Genomic DNA, 24,620 nt, shown 5'->3' on the forward strand with positions numbered 1-24,620 from the left:
TCTGAACCATAGCATTTATTAAATTTAATTGATGAAATATATAAAAAATACCCCATATTTAAAAACTTGACTATTAAATTATTACGAAATACCCAAATTCTTTTCGTATTTTTGCGCCAAATTTACAAAACTATATGTTAACAGTATCTAACTTATCTTTACAATTCGGGAAAAGAGTTCTTTTTGACGAGGTAAACATTATGTTTACGAAAGGAAACTGCTACGGGATTATCGGAGCAAATGGTGCAGGAAAGTCTACATTCCTTAAAATATTAACAGGAAAGCAGGATCCTACAACTGGAAATGTATCTTTGGAACCCGGAAAAAGGATGTCTGTTCTTGAGCAGGATCACTTTGCATTTGATCAATACAATGTTCTTGAAGCTGTTTTAAGAGGTAACAAGAAATTATTCGAGATAAAAGAGGAAATGGATGCGCTATATGCAAAAGAAGATTTCTCTGATGAAGACGGAATTAAAGCTGGTGAACTAGGTGTAATCTATGATGAAATGGGAGGATGGACAGCAGAATCTGATGCACAGACCATGCTTTCAAACGTTGGAATCAAAGATGATATGCACTGGCAAATGATGAGCGAATTAGAGAACAAGGACAAAGTAAAAGTTCTTTTGGCTCAGGCGCTTTTCGGAAATCCGGATGTACTTATTCTGGACGAACCTACGAATGACCTTGACATTGATACCATTTCTTGGCTGGAAGATTTCTTGGCAGATTATGAAAATACAGTAATCGTTGTCTCTCACGACCGTCACTTCTTAGATACGGTTTGTACGCACATCGGTGACTTGGATTATGCGAAACTTAACCTTTATACAGGTAACTACTCTTTCTGGTACCAAGCTTCTCAGTTAGCAACAAGACAAAGAGCTCAGGCTAATAAAAAAGCGGAAGAAAAGAAGAAAGAACTTCAGGACTTCATCGCGAGATTCAGTTCAAACGTTGCAAAAGCTAAACAGGCTACTGCAAGAAAGAAAATGATCGATAAATTGAACATCGATGATATTAAACCATCTTCAAGAAGATATCCTGCCATCATTTTCGAAATGGAAAGAGAAGCAGGAGATCAGATCTTAGATGTAAAAGGTCTTGAAAAAACAAAGGACGGAGAATTATTATTCTCAAACATCGATTTAAATCTTAAAAAAGGAGATAAAGTTGCCGTATTGTCTAAAAACTCATTGGCAATCACAGAATTTTTCGAAATTTTAGCAGGAAACGTTGAAGCTGATAAAGGCACTGTTGCTTGGGGAGTTACCACGAACCAATCTCACATGCCTTTGGACAACACCAATTTCTTCCAGGAAGATCTTAGTCTAGTTGACTGGTTGAGACAATTCACAAAAAATGATGAGGAGCGTCACGAAGAATTCGTAAGAGGATTCTTAGGAAGAATGCTTTTCTCAGGTGATGAAGCTTTGAAATCTTGTAAAGTACTTTCCGGAGGTGAAAAAATGAGATGTATGTTCAGCAGAATGATGCTTCAGAAAGCGAACATCCTTTTATTAGATGAACCTACGAACCACTTAGACCTTGAAAGTATTACAACGTTGAACAACTCATTGTCCAACTTCAAAGGAAATCTTTTATTGGCTTCTCATGACCACGAAATGCTTTCGACTGTCTGTAACAGAATCATCGAGCTGACTCCCAACGGAATCATCGACAGAGAAATGACTTACGACGAATACCTTGCTGATAAAAAGGTAAAAGAATTAAGAGAAAAAATGTATTCTTAATCTTTAACGGTATTAAAAATTCATATAAAAAACTCCTCAAAGTTGATCTTTGAGGAGTTTTTATTTCTATATTAAACTCTGTATTCGGTTAAACTATTTAGTTAGTTTAGCAGTAGGCAAAGAAACCGTTCCAGGATCTTTCCAAAGACCATCTTTTTCAGCGCGTTTTTTTACAGCCTCAGCTCTTTTATTACTATCCGGATGCGAGTTAAACATCTTCTGAAATCCAGTCTGAGCTTCCCCTCCTTCAGAAAGCAACGCCAGCTTTTTAAATGCTGTATACGCTCCTACCACATTGTATTTATTCGCTTTCATAAAGTCATAGGAATAAGTATCTGCTTCAGACTCCTGCTTTTTACTGTGAGAAGCATCAAGAAAAGCATTAGCCATTTTTCCGACCTGGCTGTCATTCAGAGTTGCTACGGTACCTGAAGCGGAAGAAGCGGCGTCCAGAGCGGCAGCTTTTAAGTAGGCAGACTTCATCGCATCTTTTGTATCCTGATTCTTCACATGACCGATTTCATGACCGATTACGGCTAATAATTCTTCATCCGTCATAATATCCATTAATGAGGAAAATACACGAACACTTCCGTCTGCGCAGGCAAATGCATTAATATCTTTTACCAAATACACTTTGTAATTCAGATTGAGCCCATCCTGGCTTTTATGTTTTCCAAAAAGTTTGTTTAGTCTGATCGTATAAGGATCTTTTGCTCCTGCTACCTTATTATTTTTATCCATCCAGTCAACAGATTCTTTGGATAATTTTATAGCGTCTTCGTTTGTGAATGTGAGAGCTTTTGCTCCGTTAGAAACAACTCCTGCTGCTTTTCCTAAATTGATTTTTTGCGCGTTGATCGAAAATACCGCCCCGATGAACATCAGGCAGAATGTAATTTTTTTCATAATTGTTATTTTAATTTGGACCGCGAAGATAGTTATTTTTATGCTAATTTTAATGTTAAAATTCCTGAACCGCAGCTTGAATGTATTTTTTTAATCTTAGGCTTTTAAAACTTTTTTCCCTATTTTTGTAAGATGAGTCAAAAATGGATTTACAAGCCGGAACCGGATGAAGATATTGTAGACAGATTAAGTTCGTCACTTGGTTTTGGAACTTTTGAATCTAAACTCCTCGTTCTTAGAGGCATTGACAATTATCAGAAGGCTCGGGAATTTTTCAAACCTAATCTTAACGATATTCACAGTCCTTTTTTAATGGCCGATATGCAAAAAGCTGTTGAGCGTATTGCTACTGCTATTGAAAATGGAGAGAAAATATTGGTGTACGGAGATTACGATGTAGATGGAACTACGGCTGTAGCTTTGATGTACCTATACCTCAGCAAAATTGTTGAGAAAAAATATTTAGACTATTACATTCCCGACAGAAATTCTGAAGGATATGGAATTTCAACGGAAGGAATTGATTTTGCAAAAGAAAATGGCTTTTCATTAATTATTGCTCTCGATTGTGGAATCAAAGCTTTGGATATGATAAGCTATGCTCAGAATCTGGGTGTCGATTTTATCATTTGTGATCACCATTTACCCGGAGAAGAAATTCCAAATGCGGTAGCGGTTCTTGATCCTAAAAGGACTGACTGCAGGTACCCATTTAAGGAACTTTCCGGTTGCGGAGTCGGTTTCAAACTTTGTCAGGGATTAAATACTATTTATAAAATTCCTGAAGCGGAATTATTTGAATTAACAGATTTGCTGGCCATTTCGATTGCAGCTGATATTGTTTCTATGACAGGGGAAAACAGGGTTTTAGCTAAAATGGGACTTAAAATTTTACGTAAAACTAGAAATTTAGGTTTAAGATTATTAATTCCTGAAGATAAACTGTCTCATTTTGAAATTTCAAATATTGTTTTTGAAATTGCTCCAAAGATAAATGCGGCAGGAAGAATTTCTCATGGTAAAGCGGCTGTAGAGCTTATGGTTTCAGATAATCTAAAGCATGCCCATCAAATCGTAAGTGATATCATGAACCTCAACGATGAAAGAAGAGAACTTGATATGAATTCTACTCTTTCCGCACTCAATCAGATTATAGAATCTCAACAACAGGCAAAACACAGCACCATTGTTTATCATCCCGAATGGAACAAAGGAGTGATTGGAATTGTTGCTTCCCGACTGATTGAAACCTATTATAAGCCTACTCTTGTTTTCACTGACGGAAATAATGGGGAAATGGTAGCTTCTGCAAGGTCTGTTTCTGATTTTGATGTACATGAAGCGTTGGATTTGTGCTCAGAATATTTTTTAAAGTTTGGAGGACATCATGCAGCAGCAGGACTTTCGATGGAAAAAGAGAAGTTTGAAGCTTTCAAAGAGAAATTTGAAAGAATCGTTTCAGAAAAAATTCAGGAACATCAAAAAGAACCTTCTATCAACATTGATACAGAAATTCAGGTTGAAGATATTAATCGTGATTTCATCAACTTTCATAGAAAACTGGCGCCTTTCGGGCCACACAATATGAAGCCTATCTTTTCCATGAGTAACCAGAAGCTTTCCGGTTATTTGAAAACAATGGGAAAGGATAATAATCATCTTAAATTTTATATCAGACAAGATTCTACCAACAGAAACATAGAGTGTGTCGGTTTTAAACTGGGCCAATTTGCTGAAGAGTTTAAAAACAAAAACTTCGATATCGCCTTTACTTTGGAAGAAAACCACTGGAAAGGTAATGTGACTCATTATTTGAATATTAAAGACGTAAAGTTCAGAGATCATTAATTATTTTATTTGTCATGAAAAAAGTAGGTCTTTTCTTTGGATCTTTTAATCCTATTCATATCGGTCATCTGATTCTTGCTAATTATATTTTAGAGAATTCAGATATGAATGAAGTTTGGTTTGTAGTAAGTCCTCAAAATCCTTTTAAGGATAAAAAGACATTACTAAATGATCACAACCGGCTTGATATGGTGGAACTGGCTCTTAAAAACTATCCTAATATTAAGGCTTCGAATGTTGAATTTTCTCTTCCTAAGCCAAGTTATACGATTGATACTTTAGTATATCTTAACGAAAAATATCCTCAGTATTCTTTCAGCCTGATTATGGGAGAAGATAATTTAAAGAGTCTTCACAAATGGAAAAATGCAGATTATCTGATCAAAAATTATCACATCATCGTATATCCCAGAATTCCTGAAGATGAAGCAAAAGTACCCGAATATCAGCAGCATGAAAATATTTCTCTGATCAAAGCTCCCATTATAGAACTTTCTGCGACAGAGATTCGAAATATGATCAAAGAGAATAAAAATGTAAGACCCATGCTTCCACCAGAGGTTTTTGAATATCTGGACGGCAGCAGTTTTTATAAATAGAAGTTAGACAAATTATACAATGGATTTTCTCGAAAAAATTTTCGCAAAATATACGCAAGAACAAGTTATTAAATGGTTTAAGCGAATTTGCTTAGCTGAAGCATTATCATGGTTTTTTCTTTTTTCTGCTATGATCTGGATTCGCGTTGATCCTCATGGCATTATTCCCATTGTTTATATCAGTACTATTGGCAGTATTCATGGCTTATTTTTCACTATATATCTTGTATTCTTACCTTCTATGAGGAAAATATTCGTTTGGGATGATGAAGATTTTGTGTTTTCATTAATCTCTGCTTTTTTCCCTTTTGCGACCATTTGGATCGATAAAAAACTAGCTCGTTTCGATAGAGAATAATTTTTTTTTTTCATTTTTATCTCATTCCCTGTAACAAAATCTATGGTACAGTTGTCTTATTATGTAGATAATCAAAAAATTTAAAAAATCAAAACGAAATTTTAACCACTGTAAATCAGAAAGTTAAAATCAATCCAAAAACATTTCCAGTACTTTGTATTGCATAATACTTAATTTATTATATATCTTTGCAATGTTAAATAATAACAAATACAAGCTATTAAAATATAAAAACCACTCTAAAAATAAGATCATGAAAACGCCTATTCTCATCGCAGCCCTATTTTTCAGCGGATTGACTCTCGCCCAACAGAAGAAGCAGGATACTGCAAAGACTCAAAATATAGAAGCCGTTACTTTAAAGAAACAGGTATTCAAAAAGCAAAGCGACCGTTTTGTATATGATGTTGCAGCATCTCCTGTAGCAAAAGGAAACACAACATTTGATCTTTTAAAGCAAACTCCTCTTCTGTCTACAACTGATGATAAAACATTAAAGATTGCAGGAAAGAATAATGCTCTGATCTACATCAACGGGAGAAAAACCAATATGGATGCAGATTCTCTGGTCCAATTTTTAAAGAACACTCCAGCAGAAAATATTCAGAAAATTGAAGTGATTACTGTTCCGGGAAGCGAATATCAGGTAGAATCTTCAGATGGTATCATCAATATTATCCTGAAAAAGAAAATGAGCGACGGTCTGAATGGCAATATGAGAATGGCAAATTCTCAAAACAAATACAATGCTAGTTCTGCCAGTTTTTCAGCAAACTACAGAAAGGATAAACTGGGGATAAGTGCCAATTTAAATGGGGGAGAAAATATTGATGCACAACAATATGTTTTAAGAAACGGTAATGCTTCTTCATCTAATGAGTCTACAGGGAATATTGACGATCCAAACAAGTTTATTGGTGGTTATCTGAATATTGATTATCAATTAACAGAAAAGAGTAATTTGGGTTTAACATGGAACTCTTCGGCTAATAAAAGTTATAATTCAACGGTAAGCTTATTTAATACGATTCGTTCATTAGATCCGGATACTCAGGAATATAATATTAATTATACCAATTCTAGAAATAAAGAAGATGCGCGTTCTTACAACAATTCTGTCAACTTGAATTATGAGTTAAAGACTGATTCTTTAGGAAGTAAATTGAATGTAAATACAGCTTACCTAAATTACAAAAGGTTCCAGTTTACAGACAACAAAACTTTTTATGCCGATGCTTTAGGAAATAATCTGAGTATAGATCCAGCGCAGACTATTTATCAAAATCTTCCTCAGAAAATCAATAATTTCTCCGGAATGGTAGATTATATTCAGAAGTTTAAAAATGATCTTACTATTTCAATTGGTGGAAATTATAACAAAACAAAAACCGATAATGATACCAAAAACGATACATATAAAAATGGTGAAGAACCGGAATTTAATCCCAATCATTTTATATATGATGAAAACATCTATGGATTTTATTTAACTGCTGAAAAAAAGTTCTCCGATAAATTCTCTGGAAAAATCGGAACAAGATATGAGATCACCAATAGTTTAGGAACTTCTGACAATGCAGCTCCTGAATACAAAAGAATTGAAAGGAACTACAATAATTTACTTCCATATGTAAGTTTAAATTATGCAATCAATGATAAAAACAATATTTCGTATGCATTTTCCAGCAGAATGAGAAGACCAAGCTTTTGGGAGCTTAACCCTGTAAGAAATATTCTTACCGAAGATAATTACACACAAAACAACCCGTTTGTGAAAGCTTCTTCCACCTACAATCAGGAACTGACCTATATGTTTAAAAACTCTTATTTCCTGATTTTAAATCATTCCTTATTCAAAGATGTGATTACACAGGTTCCTTTACAGAGAGATATTCTGAAAGAAAGAAGGGATGCCAACGGAAATGTTGTTCTGGATCCGGTTACCAATCAACCGATTATGGATTCTCATAAGCAATTGAGATACATCCGAACTAATTTTGGTAATAAGCAGGAAATGTCTGCAATGGTTGGAGTTCAAAGATCGTTCTTTAATCAATATCTGACAACAAATTTCAATATTGGGGTTCAGAGAAATGTAAATGACGGAAGTTTAAGCGTAGATCCTACTTCAGGAGACGTATTTCCGACTTATGAAAATAAAATAAGCTCTACGAGTATTATCATTCAAACGAACAATACTATTCGATTAGATAAAAAGAAAACATGGTTTTTAGGCATCAATTATTTCTTTGTGGATAAGCAGCAGATTGAACTGGGACTTCTTAAAAATCTAATGAGTTTAGATGTAAGTTTAAAGAAAAACTGGAATGACTGGACTTTTGCCCTGAATCTAACTGATGTTTTAAGAACCAACATCGTAGAAATAGAAGATTATCAAGCCAACGGAAACTACAATTATGTAAGAAACGACCAGTTCAGAAGAGGGGGAACATTCAGTATCACTTACAATTTCGGAAACCAGAAAGTAAAGAAAGTAAGATCAATAGAAGGCGCTTCAGACGCTATCAAAAGCAGAACACGTTAATACACAATCATTCTTCATATAATTTATTTTGTACAAAGACCCGCCGAGAAATTGGTGGGTTTTGTTTTAATATTATAAAAAAACAAAAACGCCTTGAAATAATCAAAGCGTTTTTATTTTTAATTTATTCTGATTTAAAAACTTCAGTTCTTTCCGAAACTCCATTGGCATTGAAAGCTTCAATCTGGAAATAGTAAGCGTCTGTTCTGTCGGCTCCGGTAAAGAAATATTCATTTTTACCATACACCATGATGCTTCCGTATAACTTGTCCGGAGATTTCCCCCAATAAATTACATATCCGTCTGCATCAGAATTCTGTTGCCACTTCATCCAGATACTTCTTCTTTCACCGTATTTTTTAGGATCAGCTCTTAACGGAACAAAATTCTGAACTTTTGGAGGAACTGTTCCCGCTCCTTTTCCGAATACTCTGAAACCGCTCAATGCAAATTTTCCGGTGGGCATTTTTAAGTTTTCCATTTTCAGAAATCTTGCTTTTGCAGGTTTTTCAAGTTCTACATAATCGTGAGGAACGTCTTTCGTATTTTTACTTTTGTCTACAATAACATTCCATTTTTTACCATCATTTGAACCGTAGATTTTATACTGATGCATTTTGCCTAAGGTTTTGCCCATGAACTCAACATCCTGATCCGCATAATTGATCTGAATGGCATTAATGGTAGAAACTTCGCCTAAATCCGTCTGAAACCATTCTCCCGAATTCCCTGTTTTTGCACTCCAATACGTTTTAATATCTTCATCTACTGCATAATTGGAATGATAGCCACCCAATGTAGACGAAACCTGAACCGGTTTATCATAATTCAGCAACATCCAGCCAGCAAATAAGCCTTTTGAAAAATCTTTTCCCTGTGCATATTGCGGAAGATAAGTCGGATAATCTCCATAAGCGGTGTTACAATACATAACATCATCTTTATCGAATCCGGCCGGCCAAATTCCCAGACGTCTTTCAAAATTATTTTTAGTGGAAATAAAAATTGTTGAAATATGCCACCAGTTTTTGTAATTATCTTCAAAAGTAGCTCCGTGTCCTGCTCCTCTTGCAAAACCTCCCGGTTTATAGGAAAACGGATTGTGCTGTTGGTATTCAAAGCCTTCTAAAGGTTTATCACTTACATACACTCCGTCAGAATATCCGCTAAACTCAGTTGCAGGAGCTCCGTACTGCATATAATATTTTCCGTTGTGCTTTGTCATCCACGCACCTTCTACAAAAGGCTGTAAGAAAACATTGTCGTTATATTCCCCGAATCTTTCCCAACCGTGATCTTCTGGTTTCAATCTTAAAATAGGCTTTACAAAACCCTCTGACTGCAATGTTTTTGTCTTGATCTCAGTTCCTAATAATGGCCATTCATTACTTGATCCCCAATACAGATACAATTTGTTTTTATCTTCATCATAATGAAAAGCAGGATCCCAAGCTCCGACTTTTAGTGTATCAACTGCTATTTTCCAATCATCTTTTGTTGGATTTGTACTTTTCCAGATAGGGAAATCCTGTTCCCAGGTAGAGCCAAAAACATATAAAGTATCTTTCATGGCCCAAACTGCAGGAGCATTCAGGTCATGAATATATTTATTATCTCTGAGAAATTTTCTTTTTACAAATTTCCAGTCCAGCATATCATCACTGTACCAATATCCTTCCTGATTGGTTGAAAAAAGAAACAGTTTATTTTTAAAATTGACAATTACCGGATCGGCAGTAGCACGGTGTTTCCCCTGTTTTGAAAAAACTTCAAACGGAGTATATCCGTAATCGATGTTGATAGGATTACAGAATGTTTTTTGCTGAGCATAAGAGAATATGGCAACCAAAACTCCTAGACTTATCATTAACTTTTTTATCATAATAACCAATTTCATTCCTGCAAATTTAGCCTATTTTTTTGAAGCTTATCTTAAATAAAAAACTTCTGACCAATACGATCAGAAGCTTTATATATCTATTTAGATTCAAATTATTTTTTCGGTAAGAAAATCTCAGCAAGCATACAGCGTGCGCTACCTCCTCCGTTTACTTCGATGGTGTTCAGATCTGAGTAAATAATTTCACAATGTTTTTCTATTGCGGCTACCTGATCTGCGTTTAAAGATTGATAGGCAGTCTGGCTCATTACCAAAAACTTCTCTCCCTCTTTGTTCTGAACCTGAAGCATATTTCCTGCAAACTGCTGCATTTGGTTCTCAGAAATTTCAATGATTTCTTTTCCTGAGTTTTTAATGGTTTCAGCTACATTTTCTCTTTCCAGCTTATCATCGATACAATCTAAACAAATGACAACAAACTGATCTGCAACACACATCATGACATTGGTATGATAAATCGGAAGTCTTTCTTCTCCTACCGTTTGATATGAATGAAAAACGATCGGCGTAAAGCCATATTTTTCACAAAATTCTCTGAATAGATTTTCATCTAATCTTAAAGAAACTGAACCGTAAGCAATTTTATTATCGTGATCGAAAATCATACTTCCTGTTCCTTCCAAAAAGTGCCCCTGAGTTTCCGGAAATGACCAGTCGTCGATTTCAGTGACTTCAAAACCCTGATTCTGGATACTTTCTATGATATCGTCTCTTCTCTCTACTCTTCTGTTTGAAGCAAACATCGGATATAGAACTACCTTTCCGTCTTTATGGAAACTTACCCAGTTATTTGGGAAGATAGAATCCGGAGTATGCGGATCTAATGTATCTTTTATTGTAATGACATTAATTCCTTTAGATTTAAGTTTTCCTACAAATGTATTAAACTCAGCCAAAGCCTTGGATTGAATATCAGAACCTGTCTGCTCAATCTGAAAATAATTATTCTTCGCCGTCTCCGCATTATAACCGAACGCTATCGGCTCTATCATTAATACTGTATCTGTTGTTTGCATTTTAATTTGATTTAAGTTCTTCAACATTCTTATTCTCTGACTAATGGCATTGTTGAGCATCTCAATAAACCTCCCATTTTAGAAATTTCTCTGTAAGGAATTTCTTCCACAGTCATTCCCCATTCGTTTCTAAGATGATTATTCATTCTTGTAAATGCTTTGTCAGAAACAACAATCTCCGGTGAGATCGAAAAGATATTCGGAACCATCTCAAACATTTCTTCAGCAGTAACATGGAAACAGTTCTCTTCCCCAAAAATATCTATGATCAGTCGATAATCACTTTCGTCTACAAAACCATCTTTATAAATGATACATTTGTCTTTTCCAATCGGGTTAAAAGTACAATCCAGATGTAAAATTCCTTCATACGGAACTTTATCATTCTTTTTTAATTCAAGATCAATAATTCTTTTTTTAGGAAAATATTCTTTAAGAATTTCGATGGCATATTCGTTAGTTCTTGCTGTTTTATAGCTTCTGTAATCTTCGCTGAAGCATGTTCCTATAAAAAGAAAATCATCCCAAACAATAACATCTCCACCTTCAATATGAGCGGTTTCCGGAAGGTTGATAATTTTTCTCCAGGCTACTTTTTCAAAAACTGTTTTATAAGCTCCCTGCTCATCTGCTCTGTCTGCAATTACATTTGAGATAATCATTTTATCATCAATCACAAACGCAACATCTCTTGCAAATACCTGATTATAGTCTTTTATAATTTCCGGGCGCAGCACTTCAACATCATACTTTTTTAACACAGCCTCAAAAGCATTCATTTCATTAATAATATCAGCTTCCTTCGGATACATATTATGCTCTATCGTGTAATAAGATTTGGCATCATAACTTTCTTCCAATGTAGGAACAGCTCCCATTGAATTGGGTTGTCCTAAAACTACAGATTTCAGCCTTCCCGTTTCATTTTTTATATTTAGTCTCATAAAGATTTATGCAATGTTACAAATATAAGTAAAGGTCTGTATTTGCGAAACTTTTCAAATATTTTCCGACAGAATTTAATTTTAACTATGAATTGACTTAAATACAGTTATTTACTAATGTTAATTTAAAAAATACAGTTTTTACTATCAATTCTAAAAGATTTTTCAGATATTTATTTATCAATCTATTATTGGGTATTCAATTTTACATAAAATTCATCTGATATTTCATCTCTTTTTCATTGACTAGAGTTTTTAAATGAGTCGAAACCAACTGTTTTTTCAATGCCTAATTATGAAGATCTGTTTTTCCTTTTTATAATGATAAAAATTATCACGGTTAGGATTTAAAAGAAAAGAGCCCTTCTGTTTATCAATAAAAAAATCCCAAAGTAAAAACCTTGGGATTTTCATTTTTATGAAAAGTCAATATTATCTGTTCGCGATATTGATATAATCTCTTTGCTGAGCTCCTTGGTAAACCTGTCTTGGTCTTCCGATTGGGTCTCCTTTTAATCTCATTTCTTTCCACTGAGCAATCCATCCTGGAAGTCTTCCTAATGCAAACATTACTGTAAACATTTCTGTAGGAATTCCTAACGCTCTGTAGATGATTCCTGAATAGAAATCTACGTTTGGATATAGTTTTCTTTCGATGAAGTACTCGTCTTCCAGCGCTACTTTTTCTAACTGCATTGCAATGTCAAGAGCTTTGTCTTCAATTCCTAACGCTGCTAATAAATCGTCTGCTGCCTTCTTGATGATTTTTGCTCTTGGGTCGAAGTTTTTGTATACTCTGTGTCCGAATCCCATCAAACGGAAGCTATCATTCTTATCTTTAGCTTTTGCAACCCATTTGTTAACATCTCCACCATCTTTTTCAATTAATTCAAGCATTTCGATAACCGCCTGGTTTGCCCCTCCGTGAAGTGGTCCCCAAAGTGCAGAAATACCCGCAGAAACAGAGGCAAAAAGACCTGTATGAGCAGAACCTACCATTCTTACAGTAGATGTAGAACAGTTTTGCTCGTGGTCTGCATGAAGAATTAATAATTTATCTAGTGCTTCAGTTACTACAGGGTTGATTTCAAATTCTTCGTTTGGTAATCTGAAAGCCATTTTATAGAAGTTCTCAACATAGCTTAAACTATTATCTCCGTGGTTAAGCGGTAAGCCTAAAGTTTTTCTGTACGTCCAAGCACAAAGGTGAGCAAATTTAGCGATCAGCAATTCAGCAGCTAAATCCATCTCTTCTTTAGAGTTTACGTTAACAGCCTTTGGATTAAAAGCCGTTAAAGCAGAAGTCAAAGTAGATAAAACTCCCATTGGGTGAGCAGAACGAGGGAAAGCATCGATGATTTTTTTCATCTCCTCTGCTACGAAGTTATATTTTTTGATGTTACCGTTGAAGGTATTAAATTGGTCTTGAGTTGGTAATTCACCGTGCAATAAAAGGTACATTACCTCTGTGAAGTTAGATTTCTCAGCAATCTGCTCGATAGGATAACCTCTGTAGAATAATTCTCCTTTGTCTCCGTCTAAGTAAGTGATGTCACTAAGTGTAGCTCCGGTGTTTTTATAACCTAAATCTAATGTGATTAAACCTGTCTGGTCTCTTAATTTTGAAATATCGATCCCTCTGTCCCCGATAGTACTATCTACGATAGGATATTCATACGAATTACCTGCGTAATTCAATATTACTTTGTTGTCTGACATTATTTAATTTATTTTTCTTTAAATATACTACTTATTATAAAATACGGCAAACAAAAAATTTCGCTTGCCGTTATTTATAAATTCAATTATCTTTTTATTTTAAATGCTTCTAATCCTGGGAAAATTGCAGTTTCACCTAAAGCTTCTTCTATTCTTAATAGCTGGTTGTATTTTGCCATTCTATCTGATCTTGAAGCAGAACCCGTTTTGATTTGGCCACAGTTCATTGCTACTGCTAAGTCAGCAATTGTAGAGTCTTCAGTTTCACCAGATCTGTGAGACATTACAGAGGTAAATTTGTTATGTTGTGCCATCTGTACTGCAGCCATTGTTTCAGAAAGAGAACCGATTTGGTTTACTTTTACAAGGATTGAGTTCGCAATTCCTTCTTTTACTCCTCTTGACAATCTGTCTACGTTTGTTACGAATAAATCATCACCAACAAGCTGTACTCTGTCTCCAATTTTTTCAGTTAACATTTTCCATCCTTCCCAGTCATTTTCCTGCATACCATCTTCAATAGAAATGATTGGATATTTATTTGCCAATTCAGCTAGGTAAGAAACCTGCTCGCTGCTTGTAAACTGAGCTGCATCCGGAGTCTGGAATTTTCTATAATCATATATTCCGTCTTTGTAGAATTCTGAAGCGGCACAATCTAAAGCGATCATTACATCATCACCTGGCTTATACCCTGCTTTTTCAATGGCCTGAAGCAAAGTATCCAAAGCATCTTCAGTTCCTGTGAATGTAGGAGCAAAACCTCCTTCATCACCTACTGCAGTGGACAATCCTCTTGAATGTAAAATAGCTTTTAGGTTATGGAAAATTTCAGTTCCTTTTCTCAATGCGTGAGAGAAAGAGTCTGCTTTTACCGGCATTACCATAAATTCCTGGAAAGCAATCGGGGCATCTGAGTGAGAACCACCGTTGATTACATTCATCATCGGAACCGGAAGCGTATTTGCGTTTACTCCTCCTACATATTTGTATAATGGCAATCTTAGTTCTGTTGCAGCAGCTTTTGCAGCAGCCAAAGAAACTCCTAAAATAGCATTAGCACCTAGATTTCCTTTATTTTTAGTTCCGTCAAGATCAATCATAATCTGATCGATAAGGTTCTGATCAAAAACCGGAAGACCTACCAATTCAGGAGCAATTACTTCTCTTACATTTTCTACAGCTTTAGAAACCCCTTTCCCCATCCATTCTGAACCACCATCACGCAATTCAACTGCTTCATGTTCTCCGGTAGATGCTCCAGAAGGTACCGCAGCACGACCCATCGCACCACTTTCTGTAAATACATCTACTTCAACTGTAGGATTACCTCTTGAATCCAAAATTTGTCTCGCTTCTATGTAAGAAATGTAACTCATTTTTGTTTATTTTATAGTTCAGACAAATTTAATCAATTTTTAACTTTTAGAGGCAATACAGAGGGAATTTATCTACTTATTCCAAGTTAAATTTTAGTTAATTTTAAGATTATAATAATGTATAGTTTGAAACTCGAAAACAATAAGGTTCATATTTAAATTTCAGGCTTCTTATAAATCTATTTTGAAGAACAAATGAGTTCCGTTTTCTATAGTAACTTCACAATGCCCGTTTTGCTCTTTCATTCTTCGTTTCATATTTCGAAGCCCATTTCCTTCAGGTTTTTCATGATTGATACCGATTCCGTTGTCGGATATTTTCATCATGAATTCTTTTTCGTTTTGAACGAAAGAAAGTTTTAATTGATTAGACTGGCTATGCTTATAAGCATTATTCAAAGCTTCTTTTAAACACAAAAATAAATTCCTTCTCTGTTCTGTAGAAATCATTGTTTCAGAAACTACATTTTCACTTTCTGTGGTAAGCTGAATTTTTGTTTTCTTAAGAAAATTTTGCGCATACATTTTTGAATAATCTGTGAAACTTCCTAAGGTATCATTTTCTGAGTTTAAACTCCAAAGCATTTCTCTCATGGAAAGATTCATTTCTTCGGAGGTTTTTAAAAGTTCATCGATGTCACTTTTCAAATTATCATCTTCAGCTCGTTGTTTCAAAAATTCTGCATGAAGTTTTAATGCAGAAATTCCGGCACCGAGATCATCGTGCATATCGTGAGAAATTCTTTCCCGTTCTTTTTCTATTGATTTTTGTTTTTCAAGTTCTTTTTGAAGGAGCTGGTTTTGGTGTTCTGATTCTTTGAGCTGTTTTTCTTTTAAGTAAAGAAGCTGTTTTCTGTTGTACATTAATACCACAAAAATAATGAAGCCTGTAAAGAACATCATTATGAGTACAGCAAGGATATAAGTTGCTTTAATTTCTTCGGGGAGTTCTTTCATTTTGTGCAAATATTAATCCTATTAAAAATAAAAAATATACCATAATATTAATGACTGAAAACACGGTTATCAAAAAACTTAAAAGTTGAGAATCATTTTTCTGTAAAAAATACATAGGTATCGCCCGGAAAATAAAAAACACAGACCAAATCAGCAAGCCAGAACTTATCCAGAATAAAAAATGTTTTGTAATTCTTTTTTCATCAACATTCTTAAGTTTGTACATAAACCAAGCTATTGAAAAAAATATAAAAAGAACCGGAAGACTTATAATTGAAATAAAATTTAATTTTCCTAGTTCAGTTTTCTGAAAAATGTAAATATTAAAAAGAATAAATATACTACAAAAACAAACTGTCAAAATTTTGAAAATATTATTTGGAATACTTTTATAATAGATTGTTCCAAAATAACAAACAGAAATAAGGATATATCCCAAAAACAATATATTCCTATTACAATTTACCAGAAAAGGAAAATTAACAGGAATGATATCCACTACAATAATTAGCAGCAGATATAGAAAAAAGAAAAATTGTTGTTTTGATTTATTTTTACTTATCCAAAGATAAATTGAATATAAGAAACAGATCAAAACAACAATTTCATAAACTCTATTTAAGGACATTGCTGAGGGCAAAGAGAGTTCATATCATAATCATTAAGCCCCTGAATCGGCTTTCCTGACGAATCTTCGGCATCAGTAAGAGTTGTTAACTGTCCAATATTATTTCCGTATTTCTGAATATAATAACTCTTATTTTTTGTAAGTGCAATTTTTTCAGGATCTACTACCTCGGCTAACTTAAAGTTCAATTGTTTAAATTTTACCGGCATATATCTATCATGGGCTTCAATTCCTCCTTGCTGCCTTGCAAAATCTATCGCATCTATTTTTAAATATTCTGTATTATCTTTTGTAGAACAAAATTGATTAATAACAGGTTTAATATTGTTTTTATAATCTTCATACATTATTTGAAAATCTTCAGGGCTCACTTCAACTGTACCTGAGTTTACAGACATCACTCCATAGTATTTATCTCCTATTAATTTATCATTACCATCAAAATAACTTAATAAGATATATAATTTTCCATCATAACTTTGCAAATCGCTATATTTTGCTCCAAATTTATTTTGGTTAAACTGAACAAAATAAAGCCTTATTAAAGATATTTTATTATTTTTCTGAAGCACGTCACATATTTCTTGCCATTCTCTTTTATCTAAAATAAATTCATCATTCTTTATTAAATTCAATTTCACAAGTTCATTGTATGTATTTTGTTTGAATGACACCCCCATTTTTCCGGCCATAAGAGTTGGTACAGGATCATATTTTGGACTATATGCATTAAATCCTTTTTGATTACTACAGCTTATCAACAGCAAGAAAAGTATTGCTCCGCACAAATTTTTAATTGTTCTCATGGTTTCTTAGTTTTTAAAATGGTTAAATTTATTAATAGCCTCCACTTTATTATTGACGTGAAGTTTTCTGTAGATATTCCCAACGTGTTTTTTTACGGTATCGATGCTGATGAATTTTTTATCCGCGATTTCTTTGTAGAGAAGACCTTGCGATAAAAGCTCAAGAACTTCTTTTTCCCGTTCGGTGAGTTCATCAAAACCTTTTACTTCTGAAGATTTTCTTTCGAAATGATGCAAGACTTTCCGGGCTATGGAAAAGCTCATGGGTGCACCGCCATTGTAAACGTCGCGGATAGAGGTAAGTATTTTATCCATACTTTCTCCTTTAATCAGGTAACCGGTTGCCCCAGCTTTTAAAGAATTGAAAATTTTGTCGTCATCGTCAAAACTTGTGCACATGATGAACTGCGTCTTTGGCATTTCCTTACGCAGCTTTTCAATGATGTCTATTCCAAGCATATCTTGCAGCTGAATATCCATCATCACTACATCCGGAGAAATATCTGAAAGTTTTTTCAATGCTTCATTCCCATCAAAAAACTGGGCAACAACTTTCATGTCATCCTGATAATCGATGACTTTCTTTAACGCATTGTTGTAGTTTTTTTCATCTTCTACGATGGCTATGGAAATGTTCATGTTTTGTGATTTTGTCTGAAACAAATTTCAACAGAAAACAAAGCCGAAACAATTACACGTTTGGGTAATATTAAAGTTTTGAGTTCACAGGTATTGGTTTAGTTTTTGTTTTTATTAAATTTAACAAAATTTCTCTTATTATAGAAAACAATTGTTATCAATACATTAAAAATAAAAATCATGAAAAAAGGTCTAGTTATAGCAATTTCAGCAGTTGCTTTGTCGTTAATCAGCTGTAAAAAGAATGAAAGCGGAAATAAGAATGTTTTAAAAGCAGAGGATTCAACGGCTGTTTTAGCTGACAACGGAAAAATTGATTCAACCATCAATTATAATATTGATGTCAACGGAAAAAAAAGTATCAAAACAGATTATGTATATAAAGCAACTGACGGAACTTTGGTAAAGGTTGTCTTCAACTACAAGGAAAACACAGTGAGCATAAGAAGTAATAATAAAACTTTTATCCTAAACAAAGTTGAATCCAAAGGAAACGAGACAACTTATGAGAAAATGGACATGAAAGCCACTGTAAAGAAAGACAGTCTTATTTTGGACCAGGGAAATAATATCATTGAACTGGCAAAAACCAAAATCTAAAGTATAAAAAAACCGTTCAGAAATCTGAACGGTTTTTTATTTATACCTGAATGAATATTATTCTTCAGTTTTTTCTTCTGTAGAATCAGCAGCTTCAGCCGTAGGCTCAGCAGCTTTTTCTTCTACTACAGGAGCTTCAGCAACTACAGCTTCTTTCTTAGTAGCTGTTGTAGATCTTCTGCTTCTTCTTGTAGTCTTCTTCTCTTCAGCATTAGGATTATAAAGCTCATTGAAGTCTACCAATTCGATAAGAGCAGTATCAGCAGCATCACCTGGTCTGAAACCTGTTTTGATGATTCTTGTATAACCACCGTTTCTCTCTGCGATTTTAGGAGCTACAGTTCTGAATAATTCTGTAACTGCTTCTTTATTTTGAAGATATGAAAAAACAATTCTTCTGTTGTGTGTAGTATCTTCTTTTGCTTTTGTTAATAGAGGCTCAACATATACTCTTAAAGCCTTAGCTTTAGCTACAGTAGTGTTGATTCTTTTATGCTCAATTAGAGAACAAGCCATATTAGAAAGTAAAGCGCTTCTGTGAGAAGCTGTTCTTCCTAAGTGATTGAATTTTTTACCGTGTCTCATTATTAATTAATTATCAGCGTCTAATTTATATTTTGCAACGTCGAAACCGAAGTTAAGACCTTTTGAATGCACTAATTCTTCTAGTTCTGTCAAAGATTTTTTACCAAAATTTCTGAATTTCATCAAATCAGACTTACTGTAAGAAACCAATTCTCCAAGAGTTTCTACTTCAGCTGCTTTCAGACAGTTTAGGGCTCTTACAGAAAGATCCATATCTGCTAATTTAGACTTAAGTAGTTGTCTTGTATGAAGAGTTTCTTCATCATATTGGATAGATGCTTTTACAGCTTCTGTTTCAAGCGTGATTCTCTCATCAGAGAACAACATGAAGTGATAAATTAATATCTTAGAAGCTTCTGTTAAAGCATTCTGAGGACTGATAGATCCGTCAGTTTCTATATCTAATACAAGTTTTTCGTAGTCTGTTTTTTGCTCTACACGATAATTTTCAATGCTATATTGTACTTTCTTAATCGGAGTAAAAATAGAATCAATAGCAATAGTACCTACAGGTGCATTGTTTGACTTATTTTGTTCTGAAGGAACATATCCTCTACCTTTTTCAATGTTGAAAGTAATTTCGAAAGTAACATCAGAATTTAGGTTGCAGATTAATAGATCCGGGTTTAAAACCTCAAATCCACTGATTGCTTTTCCTAAATCTCCGGCAGTGATCACTGTTTGTCCCGAAACTTTAGCAACTACCTGCTCATTAGCCTGGTTTTCTGCTGTAGCTTTTAATCTTACCTGCTTAAGGTTAAGGATAATTTCGGTAACATCTTCGATTACTCCTGGAATAGTTGAAAATTCGTGCTCTACACCTTCTATTTTGATAGATGAAATAGCATATCCTTCCAGAGAAGAAAGCAACACTCTTCTCAAAGCATTACCTATTGTAAGCCCGAAACCTGGTTCTAGAGGTCTGAATTCGAATTGACCTTTAAATTCATCAGAGTTAAGTAAAATTACTTTATCGGGTTTTATGAATTGTAAAATTGCCATATTATTGGGTTGAGCAAAAATTTGATTAAAAAATTATTTAGAGTAAAGTTCGACGATAAGGTTCTCCTTGATGTCTTCCGGAATTTGGATTCTTTCAGGAGCAGAAATGAAGGTACCTTCTTTCTTCTCATCGTTGAATTGTAACCACTCATAATTTGATTTAGAAGCTAATGCATTTGTAACAACTTCAAGAGACTTAGACTTTTCTCTTACAGCGATTACATCACCAGCTTTTACCAAATATGAAGGGATATTAAGAATTTCTCCGTTCACAGTAATGTGTCTGTGAGAAGTTAACTGTCTAGCAGCAGATCTAGTTTTAGCAAAACCTAATCTGTATACTACGTTATCCAATCTTGATTCGCAAAGTTGCAATAGAACTTCACCTGTTACACCTTTACTTCTGTGTGCTTTATCAAATAGGTTAGCAAACTGTCTTTCTAAAATACCGTAAGTATATTTAGCTTTTTGTTTTTCCGCTAACTGAACTGCATATTCTGATTTTTTAGCACCTCTTCTTTTGTTAGGACCATGTTGTCCTGGCGGTTGGTTTTTTCTTTTCTCGAAGTTTTTGTCATCTCCGTAGATTGCAGCACCAAACTTTCTAGCAATCTTAGTTTTAGGTCCAATATATCTTGCCATAATGGGTAAATTCTAAAAATTAAACTCTTCTTCTTTTTGGTGGTCTACATCCGTTGTGTGGCATAGGAGTCACATCAACGATTTCGCTAACTTCAATTCCTGAATTGTGAATAGTTCTGATTGCAGATTCTCTACCTGCACCTGGACCTTTCACAAACACCTTTACTCTTCTTAAACCAGCTTCGTGAGCTACAGCAGAGCAATTTTCAGCTGCCATTTGAGCAGCAAATGGAGTATTCTTTTTAGAACCTCTGAATCCCATTTTACCGGCAGAAGCCCAAGAGATAACCTCTCCGTTTTTATTTGTTAAAGAAATGATGATGTTATTGAAAGAAGCCTGAATATGCGCTTCACCAATAGCTTCAACTTTTACTTTTCTTTTTTTAACTACTTTAGTTTGTTTTGCCATAATTCCTAACGATTATTTACTAGCTTTTTTCTTGTTAGCAACAGTTTTTCTCTTTCCTTTACGGGTTCTAGAGTTGTTTTTCGTTCTCTGGCCTCTTAAAGGTAATCCAAGTCTGTGACGTATTCCTCGTTGGCATCCTATGTCCATCAATCTCTTGATGTTCAATTGCACTTCAGATCTAAGCTCTCCTTCCACTTTTACGTTTTCTGAGATATAAGTTCTGATTGCAGCCAATTCATCGTCATTCCATTCGTTGACTTTCTTGTCTTCGCTGATACCGGCAGCCTTAAGGATTTCAGAAGAAGTACTTCTTCCAACTCCGTAGATGTAAGTTAAACCGATAACGCCTCTTTTGTTTTTTGGTAAATCAATACCTGAAATTCTCGCCATAATTTAATTTTAGCCTTGTCTTTGTTTAAATTTTGGGTTTTTCTTGTTGATTACAAATAGTACACCTTTTCTGCGTACGATTTTGCAATCAGCGCTTCTTTTTTTAATTGATGCTCTTACTTTCATTTTGATAGTATTTATTTTTTAACAATAGCCAAATGGAACATACGCTCCATTTGGCAGATTGTTTTTAATATCTAAATGTGATTCTCCCTTTTGTTAAATCATAGGGAGACATTTCTAATTTCACCTTATCACCAGGCAAAAGTTTAATATAATGCATTCGCATTTTACCAGAAATATGAGCAATAAGTATATGCCCATTCTCTAGTTCTACACGGAACTGAGCGTTCGAAAGTGCTTCCGTTATAACGCCGTCTTGTTCAATATGTTTTTGTTTTGCCATAAATTAATATCCAGTCGTTCTTGATAATTTAGACTGCATTAAGCCATCATAATGATGGTTCAGCAGATATGTATTAATCTGTTGAACGGTATCCAAAATTACACCCACCATAATCAATAGTGATGTTCCCCCGAAAAATAGGGCGAACGCATCTGTCTGAACAAAGGTTCCATGCACAATTGCCGGAAGGATTGCAAAGATAGACAAAAATATTGCACCAGGCAAGGTAATTTTTGATAAAATATCATCTAAATAATCAGCGGTCTCTTTTCCGGGTCTTACTTTCGGTACTAAACCTCCATTTCTCTTCAAATCATCAGCCATTTGGTTTACCGGAATTGTAATCGCAGTATAGAAGAACGAGAAGATAATAATTAATAGCGCGAACAATACATTGTACTGCCAGCTAAAAACATTCTTAAAACCTGCAAGAAAAGTATTAGACTCATCTACTTTCGTTAATAAACCAGGTACGAACATCAATGCCTGAGCAAAGATAATCGGCATTACACCTGCAGCATTAACTTTCAATGGAATCCACTGTCTTGCTCCTTGCATAAGATTTCTGTTTACACCTCCTCTTGCTTGAGCTCTGCTTACATACTGAATTGGAATTTTTCTAACAGCAACAGATAGTACTACTGCCAATAGAACAACCAACATCCAGAAAATTACTTCAATAAGGATCATGATAGATCCCATTCCTCCTTTTCCGTTCTGCACTGCCATTTCCTGTACGAATGCTTCTGGTAATCTTGAAAGGATTCCTACCATAATAAGGATAGAAATACCGTTTCCGATACCTTTGTCGGTGATTTTCTCACCCAACCACATTGCAAATACTGAACCACCTACCAAGATTACAATACTTGGTAACCAGAACATAATAGAATTTGGCTCTACATAATATGCAGACGAGAACTGAGCATAAGGTAAAAACAATTGAGTAATAGAAGTTAAATAAGACGGTGCCTGTACAAGACAAACTCCGATCGTTAACCATCTAGTAATTTGATTCAATGTATTTCTACCTGACTCTCCATCTTTCTGAAGTTTCTGAAGATAAGGAATAGCCATCCCCATCAACTGAACAATAATAGAAGCAGAAATATAAGGCATGATACCCAACGCCATTACGGAAGCGTGGCTGAAAGCTCCCCCCGTAAACGACGAAAGCAAGCCAAGGAGACCTGCTCCTTGCTTGTTACCGCCTTGATTTTTATAATGCTCTAAGAGATCTCCTACTTCTGCAAGGTTAATTGCAGGTAAAGAGATATAAGATGCGAATCTATACACAAGGATAATACCTAAAGTAAAGATAATTTTATCTCTAAGTTCCTTTAAGCTCCAAATATTTTTTAATGTTTGTATAAATTCTTTCATTAGTTACTATTATAAGGTAATTGCTTTTCCACCTGCTTTAGCAATAAGCTCTTCAGCAGATTTAGTGAATTTGTCAGCAGAGATAGAAACCGCAGATTTCAACTCTCCTCTACCCATAATTTTCACTAATTCGTTTTTAGTAATTAATCCGTTTTCAATCATAACTTCTCTTGTAATATCTCCAGTGATAGATTTATTCTCGATTAAAGTTTGAATTGTATCAAGGTTAATTCCTCTAAACTCTTTTCTGTTTACATTTTTGAATCCGAATTTCGGTAATCTTCTTTGTAAAGGCATCTGACCTCCTTCAAAACCGATTTTCTGAGAATAACCAGCTCTTGCTTTCTGTCCTTTGTGACCTTTAGTAGCAGTACCTCCTTTTCCAGTACCCTGACCTCTACCAATTCTTTTTGAATTGAAAGTAGATCCTGCAGCTGGTTTTATGTTGTTTAAATTCATTTTAAAATTATTTTAAAAATTATTTTTGAACTTCAAGTAAGTGACTAACTGCAGCTATCATTCCTAAGATAGAAGGAGTAGCTTCGTGTTCTACAACTTGGTGAAGTTTCTTTAATCCTAATGCTTCAAGCGTTCTCTTTTGGGTTTTTGTTCTACCAATAGCGCTTCTTACTTGCTTTACTTTAATTGTTGCCATTGTTTATATATTAACCGTTAAACACTTTAGTTAGAGAAACTCCTCTCATTCTAGCGATCTCTTCTGGTCTTCTAATATCCAATAACGCTTTGAAAGTAGCTTTCACCACGTTGTGAGGGTTAGAAGATCCTTTAGATTTTGAAAGGATATCGTGAATACCAGCTGATTCAAGTACCGCTCTTACCGCACCTCCGGCGATAAGCCCTGTACCATGAGAAGCAGGTCTTAAGAAGATATCAGCACCTCCGTATCTAGCAGTAGTTTGGTGAGGAATTGTGTGGTTCATTACAGGAACTTTCACAAGGTTTTTCTTAGCGTCTTCAACTGCTTTAGCAATTGCAGAAGCAACCTCTTTAGATTTTCCTAATCCATAACCGATAACTCCTTCTTCGTTACCTACAACTACGATAGCAGAGAATCCGAAAGCTCTACCTCCTTTAGTTACTTTTGTTACTCTGTTAACAGCTACGAGACGATCTTTAAGTTCTAATCCTCCCGGTTTTACTCTTTCTATATTATCTAGTCCTAACATATTTTCCGAAAT

Annotated in this window: 26 protein-coding genes; 6 read left to right on the top strand and 20 right to left on the bottom strand. The window is 34.6% G+C overall.

Going from position 1 to position 24,620, the window contains the following annotated elements; genetic code table 11:
* The first annotated feature begins 134 nt into the window (after window positions 1-134).
* On the top strand, window positions 135-1,757 hold the full coding sequence (locus JI747_RS05930) for an ABC-F family ATP-binding cassette domain-containing protein (protein WP_039364186.1): 1,623 nt from the start codon (window positions 135-137) through the stop codon (window positions 1,755-1,757).
* Window positions 1,758-1,850: 93 nt separating this feature from the next.
* On the opposite strand, the gene JI747_RS05935 is transcribed toward JI747_RS05930, so the two are convergent.
* The gene (locus tag JI747_RS05935) at window positions 1,851-2,666 is read right to left on the bottom strand and encodes a M48 family metallopeptidase (RefSeq protein WP_225686978.1); all 816 of its coding nucleotides are present in this window, start codon (window positions 2,664-2,666) and stop codon (window positions 1,851-1,853) included.
* A 132-nt stretch (window positions 2,667-2,798) separates the two neighbouring features.
* Between JI747_RS05935 and recJ the strand changes: the two genes are divergently transcribed.
* From recJ to JI747_RS05955, 4 genes are all read left to right on the top strand, one after another.
* On the top strand, window positions 2,799-4,514 hold the full coding sequence (gene recJ / locus JI747_RS05940; protein WP_225686980.1) for a single-stranded-DNA-specific exonuclease RecJ: 1,716 nt from the start codon (window positions 2,799-2,801) through the stop codon (window positions 4,512-4,514).
* A gap of 14 nt (window positions 4,515-4,528) precedes the next feature.
* Window positions 4,529-5,113, top strand: a complete 585-nt coding sequence (nadD, locus tag JI747_RS05945; RefSeq protein ID WP_225686982.1) for a nicotinate (nicotinamide) nucleotide adenylyltransferase — start codon at window positions 4,529-4,531, stop codon at window positions 5,111-5,113.
* A 19-nt stretch (window positions 5,114-5,132) separates the two neighbouring features.
* A complete protein-coding gene (locus JI747_RS05950) occupies window positions 5,133-5,471 on the top strand; it encodes a DUF3817 domain-containing protein (RefSeq protein WP_225686984.1) in 339 nt (112 codons plus the stop codon).
* Between the two features lie 253 nt (window positions 5,472-5,724).
* Window positions 5,725-8,016: a TonB-dependent receptor domain-containing protein gene (locus tag JI747_RS05955; RefSeq protein ID WP_225686986.1), complete on the top strand. Its 2,292-nt coding sequence runs from the start codon at window positions 5,725-5,727 to the stop codon at window positions 8,014-8,016.
* Between the two features lie 124 nt (window positions 8,017-8,140).
* On the opposite strand, the gene JI747_RS05960 is transcribed toward JI747_RS05955, so the two are convergent.
* The 8 genes from JI747_RS05960 to JI747_RS05995 form a co-directional block, all read right to left on the bottom strand.
* Window positions 8,141-9,898, bottom strand: coding sequence for a discoidin domain-containing protein (locus JI747_RS05960; protein WP_225686988.1), 1,758 nt, complete (start codon window positions 9,896-9,898; stop codon window positions 8,141-8,143).
* Between the two features lie 110 nt (window positions 9,899-10,008).
* Window positions 10,009-10,932 carry a citrulline utilization hydrolase CtlX gene (ctlX, locus tag JI747_RS05965; protein ID WP_225686990.1) on the bottom strand — a complete coding sequence of 308 codons (924 nt, stop codon included), beginning with the start codon at window positions 10,930-10,932 and terminating at the stop codon, window positions 10,009-10,011.
* Between the two features lie 29 nt (window positions 10,933-10,961).
* Window positions 10,962-11,876: a dimethylarginine dimethylaminohydrolase family protein gene (locus JI747_RS05970; protein ID WP_225686991.1), complete on the bottom strand. Its 915-nt coding sequence runs from the start codon at window positions 11,874-11,876 to the stop codon at window positions 10,962-10,964.
* Window positions 11,877-12,308: 432 nt separating this feature from the next.
* On the bottom strand, window positions 12,309-13,595 hold the full coding sequence (locus JI747_RS05975) for a citrate synthase (protein WP_225686992.1): 1,287 nt from the start codon (window positions 13,593-13,595) through the stop codon (window positions 12,309-12,311).
* 86 nt (window positions 13,596-13,681) lie between these two features.
* Window positions 13,682-14,974 carry a phosphopyruvate hydratase gene (eno, locus tag JI747_RS05980; RefSeq protein WP_225686993.1) on the bottom strand — a complete coding sequence of 431 codons (1,293 nt, stop codon included), beginning with the start codon at window positions 14,972-14,974 and terminating at the stop codon, window positions 13,682-13,684.
* A gap of 171 nt (window positions 14,975-15,145) precedes the next feature.
* On the bottom strand, window positions 15,146-15,931 hold the full coding sequence (locus JI747_RS05985) for a sensor histidine kinase (protein WP_225686994.1): 786 nt from the start codon (window positions 15,929-15,931) through the stop codon (window positions 15,146-15,148).
* A 618-nt stretch (window positions 15,932-16,549) separates the two neighbouring features.
* On the bottom strand, window positions 16,550-17,365 hold the full coding sequence (locus tag JI747_RS05990; protein WP_225686995.1) for a hypothetical protein: 816 nt from the start codon (window positions 17,363-17,365) through the stop codon (window positions 16,550-16,552).
* Between the two features lie 6 nt (window positions 17,366-17,371).
* Window positions 17,372-18,004 carry a response regulator gene (locus JI747_RS05995; protein WP_225686996.1) on the bottom strand — a complete coding sequence of 211 codons (633 nt, stop codon included), beginning with the start codon at window positions 18,002-18,004 and terminating at the stop codon, window positions 17,372-17,374.
* A 180-nt stretch (window positions 18,005-18,184) separates the two neighbouring features.
* On the opposite strand from JI747_RS05995, the gene JI747_RS06000 reads away from it, so the two are divergent.
* Window positions 18,185-18,604, top strand: coding sequence for a hypothetical protein (locus JI747_RS06000; protein WP_225686998.1), 420 nt, complete (start codon window positions 18,185-18,187; stop codon window positions 18,602-18,604).
* 57 nt (window positions 18,605-18,661) lie between these two features.
* On the opposite strand, the gene rplQ is transcribed toward JI747_RS06000, so the two are convergent.
* The 11 genes from rplQ to rpsE form a co-directional block, all read right to left on the bottom strand.
* The gene (rplQ, locus tag JI747_RS06005) at window positions 18,662-19,189 is read right to left on the bottom strand and encodes a 50S ribosomal protein L17 (protein ID WP_225686999.1); all 528 of its coding nucleotides are present in this window, start codon (window positions 19,187-19,189) and stop codon (window positions 18,662-18,664) included.
* A gap of 6 nt (window positions 19,190-19,195) precedes the next feature.
* Window positions 19,196-20,191, bottom strand: a complete 996-nt coding sequence (locus tag JI747_RS06010) for a DNA-directed RNA polymerase subunit alpha (protein WP_225687000.1) — start codon at window positions 20,189-20,191, stop codon at window positions 19,196-19,198.
* A gap of 33 nt (window positions 20,192-20,224) precedes the next feature.
* A complete protein-coding gene (gene rpsD, locus JI747_RS06015; protein WP_225687001.1) occupies window positions 20,225-20,833 on the bottom strand; it encodes a 30S ribosomal protein S4 in 609 nt (202 codons plus the stop codon).
* A 19-nt stretch (window positions 20,834-20,852) separates the two neighbouring features.
* Window positions 20,853-21,242 carry a 30S ribosomal protein S11 gene (gene rpsK, locus JI747_RS06020; protein WP_039364102.1) on the bottom strand — a complete coding sequence of 130 codons (390 nt, stop codon included), beginning with the start codon at window positions 21,240-21,242 and terminating at the stop codon, window positions 20,853-20,855.
* A 12-nt stretch (window positions 21,243-21,254) separates the two neighbouring features.
* The gene (rpsM, locus tag JI747_RS06025) at window positions 21,255-21,632 is read right to left on the bottom strand and encodes a 30S ribosomal protein S13 (protein ID WP_007839478.1); all 378 of its coding nucleotides are present in this window, start codon (window positions 21,630-21,632) and stop codon (window positions 21,255-21,257) included.
* A 9-nt stretch (window positions 21,633-21,641) separates the two neighbouring features.
* Entirely contained in the window at window positions 21,642-21,758 is a 117-nt protein-coding gene (rpmJ, locus tag JI747_RS06030) for a 50S ribosomal protein L36 (RefSeq protein ID WP_007839480.1), read from the bottom strand.
* 64 nt (window positions 21,759-21,822) lie between these two features.
* Entirely contained in the window at window positions 21,823-22,038 is a 216-nt protein-coding gene (gene infA, locus JI747_RS06035) for a translation initiation factor IF-1 (protein WP_034684855.1), read from the bottom strand.
* A 3-nt stretch (window positions 22,039-22,041) separates the two neighbouring features.
* Window positions 22,042-23,421: a preprotein translocase subunit SecY gene (gene secY / locus JI747_RS06040; RefSeq protein WP_039364097.1), complete on the bottom strand. Its 1,380-nt coding sequence runs from the start codon at window positions 23,419-23,421 to the stop codon at window positions 22,042-22,044.
* 9 nt (window positions 23,422-23,430) lie between these two features.
* Complete coding sequence (rplO, locus tag JI747_RS06045; RefSeq protein WP_039364094.1) at window positions 23,431-23,880, bottom strand: 50S ribosomal protein L15; 450 nt, start codon at window positions 23,878-23,880, stop codon at window positions 23,431-23,433.
* A 19-nt stretch (window positions 23,881-23,899) separates the two neighbouring features.
* Window positions 23,900-24,076, bottom strand: coding sequence for a 50S ribosomal protein L30 (gene rpmD / locus JI747_RS06050; protein ID WP_029297759.1), 177 nt, complete (start codon window positions 24,074-24,076; stop codon window positions 23,900-23,902).
* Between the two features lie 10 nt (window positions 24,077-24,086).
* On the bottom strand, window positions 24,087-24,608 hold the full coding sequence (gene rpsE, locus JI747_RS06055) for a 30S ribosomal protein S5 (RefSeq protein WP_007839495.1): 522 nt from the start codon (window positions 24,606-24,608) through the stop codon (window positions 24,087-24,089).
* Window positions 24,609-24,620: the final 12 nt, after the last annotated feature.

The organism is Chryseobacterium tagetis, assembly GCF_016735585.2.
Lineage (GTDB): Bacteria > Bacteroidota > Bacteroidia > Flavobacteriales > Weeksellaceae > Chryseobacterium > Chryseobacterium tagetis.

Coding starts and splice junctions, on each gene's coding strand:
- rpsD (WP_225687001.1), bottom strand. CDS start 20,833: ATGGCAAGATATATTGGACCTAAAACTAAGATTGCTAGAAAGTTTGGT.
- nadD (WP_225686982.1), top strand. CDS start 4,529: ATGAAAAAAGTAGGTCTTTTCTTTGGATCTTTTAATCCTATTCATATC.
- JI747_RS05960 (WP_225686988.1), bottom strand. CDS start 9,898: ATGATAAAAAAGTTAATGATAAGTCTAGGAGTTTTGGTTGCCATATTC.
- rplQ (WP_225686999.1), bottom strand. CDS start 19,189: ATGAGACACGGTAAAAAATTCAATCACTTAGGAAGAACAGCTTCTCAC.
- JI747_RS06000 (WP_225686998.1), top strand. CDS start 18,185: ATGAAAAAAGGTCTAGTTATAGCAATTTCAGCAGTTGCTTTGTCGTTA.
- rpmJ (WP_007839480.1), bottom strand. CDS start 21,758: ATGAAAGTAAGAGCATCAATTAAAAAAAGAAGCGCTGATTGCAAAATC.
- JI747_RS05950 (WP_225686984.1), top strand. CDS start 5,133: ATGGATTTTCTCGAAAAAATTTTCGCAAAATATACGCAAGAACAAGTT.
- JI747_RS05955 (WP_225686986.1), top strand. CDS start 5,725: ATGAAAACGCCTATTCTCATCGCAGCCCTATTTTTCAGCGGATTGACT.
- infA (WP_034684855.1), bottom strand. CDS start 22,038: ATGGCAAAACAAAAACATATTGAACAAGACGGCGTTATAACGGAAGCA.
- JI747_RS05975 (WP_225686992.1), bottom strand. CDS start 13,595: ATGTCAGACAACAAAGTAATATTGAATTACGCAGGTAATTCGTATGAA.
- JI747_RS05995 (WP_225686996.1), bottom strand. CDS start 18,004: ATGAACATTTCCATAGCCATCGTAGAAGATGAAAAAAACTACAACAAT.
- rpsM (WP_007839478.1), bottom strand. CDS start 21,632: ATGGCGAGAATTTCAGGTATTGATTTACCAAAAAACAAAAGAGGCGTT.
- eno (WP_225686993.1), bottom strand. CDS start 14,974: ATGAGTTACATTTCTTACATAGAAGCGAGACAAATTTTGGATTCAAGA.
- rpmD (WP_029297759.1), bottom strand. CDS start 24,076: ATGGCAACAATTAAAGTAAAGCAAGTAAGAAGCGCTATTGGTAGAACA.
- rplO (WP_039364094.1), bottom strand. CDS start 23,880: ATGAATTTAAACAACATAAAACCAGCTGCAGGATCTACTTTCAATTCA.
- secY (WP_039364097.1), bottom strand. CDS start 23,421: ATGAAAGAATTTATACAAACATTAAAAAATATTTGGAGCTTAAAGGAA.
- JI747_RS05985 (WP_225686994.1), bottom strand. CDS start 15,931: ATGAAAGAACTCCCCGAAGAAATTAAAGCAACTTATATCCTTGCTGTA.
- JI747_RS05935 (WP_225686978.1), bottom strand. CDS start 2,666: ATGAAAAAAATTACATTCTGCCTGATGTTCATCGGGGCGGTATTTTCG.
- JI747_RS05970 (WP_225686991.1), bottom strand. CDS start 11,876: ATGAGACTAAATATAAAAAATGAAACGGGAAGGCTGAAATCTGTAGTT.
- JI747_RS05990 (WP_225686995.1), bottom strand. CDS start 17,365: ATGAGAACAATTAAAAATTTGTGCGGAGCAATACTTTTCTTGCTGTTG.
- recJ (WP_225686980.1), top strand. CDS start 2,799: ATGAGTCAAAAATGGATTTACAAGCCGGAACCGGATGAAGATATTGTA.
- JI747_RS06010 (WP_225687000.1), bottom strand. CDS start 20,191: ATGGCAATTTTACAATTCATAAAACCCGATAAAGTAATTTTACTTAAC.
- JI747_RS05930 (WP_039364186.1), top strand. CDS start 135: ATGTTAACAGTATCTAACTTATCTTTACAATTCGGGAAAAGAGTTCTT.
- rpsK (WP_039364102.1), bottom strand. CDS start 21,242: ATGGCAAAACAAACTAAAGTAGTTAAAAAAAGAAAAGTAAAAGTTGAA.
- ctlX (WP_225686990.1), bottom strand. CDS start 10,932: ATGCAAACAACAGATACAGTATTAATGATAGAGCCGATAGCGTTCGGT.
- rpsE (WP_007839495.1), bottom strand. CDS start 24,608: ATGTTAGGACTAGATAATATAGAAAGAGTAAAACCGGGAGGATTAGAA.